Consider the following 6089-nt stretch of genomic DNA (forward strand, 5'->3'; position numbering starts at 1 on the left):
CCAGAGTGTATTCCTTACCCGGAACCAGACCCTCGTAAGAAACCTGGTCCACAACCTTGGCACCAGCAACAACCTCACGCAGGCCACCCTCGAAGTCAGCGTTAGTGGAAACCTTCGGAGTGTCCTTCTCGTCGTCACCAGGGGTACCCGGCTCGTTAGGCTCGGTCGATTCAGAAGGCTCGGTCGGCTTATCCGGGGTCGTCGACTCGCCGTCCGAAGGCTTGTCAGACTCAGAGGTCTCGGAAGCTTCAGAAGACGTGGTCTCTACAGACTCGGACTCAGAAGACTCACTGGACTCAGACTCAGACGGTTCCTCAGACTCGGAAGGCTTCTCACTCTCAGAGTCACCCGGCTCCTCAGACTCGCTGGCCTCGCTAGTCGTCGAGGTAGAGGAATCCTCAGAGGAAGAAGGCGTAGAGGTTTCACCCTCGCCACCGTGACCAGGCTTATCCGGAACCTCCTCGGTAGAGGTGGCGGTCTCCGGAGTGGTGGTCTCGGAAGGCTTGTCAGACTTTACAGTCTGAGCCTCGTCCTCGATATTGGTGTGCTCGGCGATGTCATTCTTCTCACCAGTGGTGGAATCCTCGCCGTCCTTGTTAACAGCAGTGGAGGTCAGGTACTCGAAAGCAACTGCCTCATCAACGGCCTCGGTAACACCCTCATCAACGGTGATCTTGACTTCTACCGTGCCCTCGGAGGTCTTCGGTACGAAGGTCTTCTCACCGTGGCCGATTACCGGGAAGTCACCAGTGGTCTCGTCCTTGACCTTGGAACGCAGCTCTGCATTCAGAGTGTATTCCTTGCCAGGAACCAGGTCGTTGTACTTAACCTTATCGGTAATGACGGTGCCAGCCTTGATCTCATCGCCCTCAGCCTTCTCAGCCTTGGTGCCGATGGATGGCTCCATCTTGGAGGTTACGGTCTGTGCCTCATCATCGATGTCGCGGTGATCGGTAATCTTCTTCTCTTCGTCAGAGTTCGGAGTGTCCTTACCGTTCTCATCGACCTGCTTGGAATAGAGATCCTCGAATGCGACGGCAGCCTTGATAACGCCTTCAACGTCATCGTTGACCTTAATGTCAACAACCTGCTCGCCGGAAGACTTCTTCGGAGTGAAGGTTACATCGCCCTTGCCGACGACCTCGTGCTCACCCTTATCATTCTCAGCCTTGTTACGCAGCTCAGCCTTCAGGGTGTATTCCTTACCCGGCACCAAGTCGGTGTAGGTAACGGTGTCCTTGACGGTGACGCCAGCCTTTACCTGCTTAGCGTTGTCAAATTCAGCCTTAGTCTGGATAGACGGGGTCCACTTGGTGTTAACGGTCTGCTTCTCATCGTTGATGTCTTCGTGAGTAGCAATCTCGTTCTCATCGGAGGAGCCAGTGGTCTCGTTGCCATCCTTGTCTACCTCGGTAGATACAAGCTTCTCGAAGGCAACCGCAGCGTCAACAGCAGGATCTGCCTTCTCGTTGACGGTGATCTCAACCTTCTGTTCACCGGCGGACTCCTTCGGAGTCAGTTCCGCAGAGCCTTCACCCAGTACGGTTTCGCCATCTTTCTTGGAGATGAGTTTTGCCTTCAGGGTGTACTTCTTACCCGGAACAAGATCCTTATACGTCACAGTGTCAATAACCGTGGCACCCTTCTCTACACGGTTGCCATCCTTGATCTTGGCCTGCGTGTGAATCTCAGGATTCCACTTGGTATTGACGGTCTGCGCCTCATCATCAATGTCCTCGTGCTTCGCAATGAAGTTGCCATCGCCGGAATCGTTCGGGACATCCTTGCCGTTCTCATCCACCTCGTGGGAGTACAGCTTCTCATAAGCAACGGCAGCAGCAACAGGGTTCTTCACACTGTCATCGACATTGATCTTTACCTCAACGTCCCCGGACTCACCCGTAGCTTCAAAGGTCTCAGAACCGGTACCAAGAATAGCGTGCTCGCCGTTCTCGCCAGCAGCCTTGTTACGCAGCTCAGCCTTTAGGGTGTACTTCTTACCCGGGACAAGATCCTCGTAGTGAACCTTATCCTTAACGGTAGCGCCAGCAACGACCTGCTGCTTGTCGCCATCAAAGGAAGCTTCAGTCTTAATCTCCGGATTAAGGTCCTTCTCCTGCTCTTCAGTGCCTGGAACCGGAGCGGTCGGCTCAGTCACCTTAGTGGTCTCGTCAGGAGAGGTCGGTTCAGTAGTGGAATCCTTTGGAGTGGTCTCCTCAGTGTTAGACGGCTCAGAATCCGTGGTCGTCTCACTATTAGGGGTAGTCTCCTCACCCGGATTCTCAGGAGTGGTCTCATCGGACGGATTTTCCTCCGTCTTCGGAGTCTCCGGAGAAGTAGTAGGTTCCTCAGTTTCACCTTCATCGTCGGGCAGACCCGGCTGATCCGGCGGCATTACTCGCTGCATGCCTGGAGCCCTTTTCCCATTCTTCTCAACCGGAATAACCACAGTGACGAAATAGTCTGCAGGTTGCTCAGGAATCTCTGAAACCTTCTTGAAAGAAGGGCCCTTATTTCCCGGAGTATAAGCGCTCTCAATCTCAAGACCCGTTAGATCTGTGAATTCTTTCATAGAGCCATTAAAGGTCGGAAAGTTGACTTGATCATAAGGGTTGTTGTACTTGGGCTGTTGCCCGTTAATGGTATAGGCGGCCGCAGTCCTGTTATCCGGACGTTCACTTACCAGCGCTATCATGTATACCACATACGTACCCGCAGCGGCCTTATCCCCAGCCTTAATGGCCTTTTGCCACTCGAGAGCTAACCGAATCACAGCGTCCCGATACTCGGAAGGAATGCTCAATTTTGTCGCGTTGTCCTTCGAGTACAAAACGCTAGTTTTGTTATTTGGGTACTTGTCAAGAGGATCTATACACCAAGCCCACCCCACGTTGTTATTTGGGTTTGCCTTCGTGCCATCCTTAGGGGGACCTGCCCACGTCAGAGAGCCCCATGCCTGGGCGTCCTCGCCTACATTAACCCTACCGCCCATCTCTACGTTCGGCGTAAAGTCGGTAGGCTCAGCAGCCCCTGCCTTACTGCCCGGAACGGTGACCATGGCCGCGATTACCGCAATTGCAGCAAGCACTGCGGTAAAGACCATCCACCCCTCTCGGGATATATTTCTTAACTTACTCATTCTTTCCTCTTCGAGCGGTACAAATACTTACATTCGTTTTCCTGTACAGCGAGTGTCTTCGCTGAACAGAACCTGAAATTGAGACTTGAACACACTGCGGTTAATCAGGGTTTTGAACCCGAATCTGGATTAACTCTTATCGTGCTCTCAGCATAGTATCACGGGAAAATTTAAGGCGCCAGCCAGAAAGCTTTAGAAAACTGCAGGTTATGCAGGATTTCTAATTTCATACCCACAGGTGGATGCACTTATTTCCACGGTTAACCTAGGTTTAAATACGTATGTTCAATGTATCCTAGGCCTTTCTTAAGGTCTGGACACCACACTAATGGCTTAATCAATACTAAGATTAGCTTTAACAAGACCTACGTAGATATTTCTTTACGCTGTGCTTTATCTAATTTCTTGCAAATTTTAGAGAGGGGGGATTGCACGCAATTTCTTCGCGTCACCCCGCTACCATCCCCAGAAAGTTGGTGTTACAGGTGTAACTGCATGGCATTCGATAAGAGTGTACGCACGTTCGACATTTAGAAATGTAGTAATCCTTAACCCTTTTGCCTCTCATCTCCAAGAAGGGCTGTGTGAGCGAAAACTCTGCCTAAGGTCGTCACAATCACACTTAGGACCCCCGAATAGGGAGTGAGGGAGAATTGGGCAAAGAAAAATCCGCACGGGCGTCGGCAAGCGGATGCTTTACCGAGGCCGCAGTGCGGATCCTGGAATGAACTAGGCCTTAAAGAACGGCAGTAACCCGGTAGCCCTTTTCCTGCAGGAGCTGGGAAACCGCCTCAAAAGTATCGCCATCCTTGTCCGGGTTGTAGGTCTCCGGGTTCAGGGCAATATGGGCGGTGTCGCCTTCGTAACGGACGCTGATGAAGTCGTAGCCGGCTTCGGCATGGGCGGCGTCGATAAGCGCCTGCACGTCGTCGTTGTTGCCCTGCTCAGCAACAGCAACCTGCTCCTGCTCAGGTGCCGGCGCAGCCTCCTGCGCCGGGGCGCCCAGGCCGAAGAAGCCCATAATCGTGGCTAGCAGGCCGCTCACAAGCTTGATAATCATTGAAGTAACTCCCTGTGTAGTAATACGCGGGAATAGGGCCCGCGAAAGCTGAAAAACTCTCAGTACTTAAAGCAATCTTAACTTTAGCTTAGTATCTAGTTACGTTCAACAGGGAAAGCCTTAATTCACCAAATCATGAGCTTGTGGGTGGTTAAGGGGCGCTGAAAACGCCACAGCGCCCGTGCTCCGTCTCAATGACGGGACACGGGCGCTTTCACTCAATTAGGGCTAAATCCTTAAAGGGACCGCGAGCTGGATAGGGGGTAGCAACCTTTGTTGTCTGCTTGGAGGGCTAGAAGAAGCATCGTGCAGAGAGCCAGTTCAGCTGTGCTAGAGAGTGGGGCTCTCACCCCAGGCTAATAAGGACTACATCCTTACTGGTCTTCCATGACATCGTGACGCACGATGGTCTGGTCGCGACCCGGACCAACGCCGATATAGGAGATACGGCAGCCAGACAGCTCTTCCAAGCGCAGGACGTAATCCTGTGCCTTCTGCGGCAGCTCCTCGAAGGTGGAGCACTCTGTGATGTCTTCATCCCAAGCCGGCATGGTCTCGAAGATGGGCTCGGCGTGGTGGAACTCGGACTGGGTAAGCGGCAGTTCGTCGTAGCGCTTGCCGTCGACGTCGTAAGCGACGCAGATCGGGATCTCGCCAATGCCGGTAAGAACGTCCAGCTTGGTCAAGAAGTAATCGGTAAAGCCGTTAACGCGGGTGGCATAGCGCGCCACAACGGAGTCATACCAACCACAACGGCGCTTGCGGCCGGTGTTCACGCCAATCTCGCCACCGGTGGTCTGCAGGTACTCGCCCCACTTATCAAAGAGCTCGGTGGGGAACGGGCCGGCACCCACGCGGGTGGTATAAGCCTTGATGATGCCCAGCGAGGTCTTGATGCGCGTTGGGCCAATGCCGGAGCCCACGGAAGCACCACCGGCGGTCGGGTTAGACGAGGTCACGAACGGGTAGGTGCCGTGGTCCACGTCGAGCATGGTGGCTTGGCCACCCTCCATGAGCACGTGCTTGCCAGCTTCGAGGGCCTGGTTGAGCTCCAGCTCGGCGTCGATAACCATCGGGCGCAGGCGGTCGCGGTAGCTTAGGAAGTACTCCACAATCTGATCCGCCTCGATGGCCTTACGGTTGTACATCTTCACCAGCATCTGGTTCTTGATATCCAGCGCGGATTCCACCTTCTGGCGCAGGATAGACTCATCAAAGATGTCCTGCACGCGGATGCCAATGCGCGCAACCTTATCGGCGTAGGTCGGTCCAATGCCGCGGCCGGTGGTGCCGATAGCGCGCTTGCCCAGGAAGCGCTCCTGCACGCGGTCCAGGGTCTGGTGGTACGGCGCCACCAGGTGCGCGTTGGCGGAAATCTTCAGGCGCGAGGCGTTCGCGCCGCGGGCCTCAAGGCCATCAATCTCATCAAAGAGCGCCTCAAGGTTGATCACCACGCCATTGCCCAGCACCGGGGTGGCGTTCTCGGACAAAATGCCGGCCGGCAGGAGCTTCAGCTCGTATTTTTCGCCGCCTACCACGACGGTATGGCCGGCGTTATTACCGCCGTTCGGCTTGACCACGTAGTCAACCTTGCCGCCGAGGATGTCGGTCGCTTTGCCCTTGCCTTCGTCGCCCCACTGGGCGCCGACAATGACGATCGCTGCCATTGTTTAGTCACTTCCTCATTATTGAAGCCAAAATACTCTCCAACTTTACACTTTCCCGGCGCAAAAAGCCCGCGTAGCATTGACCGCATGCGTTTTTTGTTCCTCCGCTGCGGCGCCCCGGGCGTGGCCATGCCTGCCGACGCCCACGATCTCTCCCCCATCCCTACCCGCAAAGAGCTCGCGCTTATCGACGCCTTCCTCAACCCCCTCCTCCCCACAGACC

General features: G+C 54.6%; 3 protein-coding genes. All 3 read right to left on the minus strand.

Features of this window, described 5'->3' with window-relative positions:
* Positions 1 to 3139 (minus strand): VaFE repeat-containing surface-anchored protein (locus MHK00_RS11565; RefSeq protein ID WP_250411959.1); only part of this gene is annotated, 3139 nt, incomplete at its 3' end.
* 736 nt (positions 3140 to 3875) lie between these two features.
* Complete coding sequence (locus MHK00_RS11570; protein WP_250411962.1) at positions 3876 to 4199, minus strand: malonyl-CoA-ACP transacylase; 324 nt, start codon at positions 4197 to 4199, stop codon at positions 3876 to 3878.
* 374 nt (positions 4200 to 4573) lie between these two features.
* Positions 4574 to 5866, minus strand: a complete 1293-nt coding sequence (locus MHK00_RS11575) for an adenylosuccinate synthase (RefSeq protein WP_179387036.1) — start codon at positions 5864 to 5866, stop codon at positions 4574 to 4576.
* Positions 5867 to 6089: the final 223 nt, after the last annotated feature.

This window comes from Corynebacterium tuberculostearicum (assembly GCF_022347385.1).
Taxonomy (GTDB): Bacteria; Actinomycetota; Actinomycetes; order Mycobacteriales; family Mycobacteriaceae; genus Corynebacterium; species Corynebacterium tuberculostearicum_M.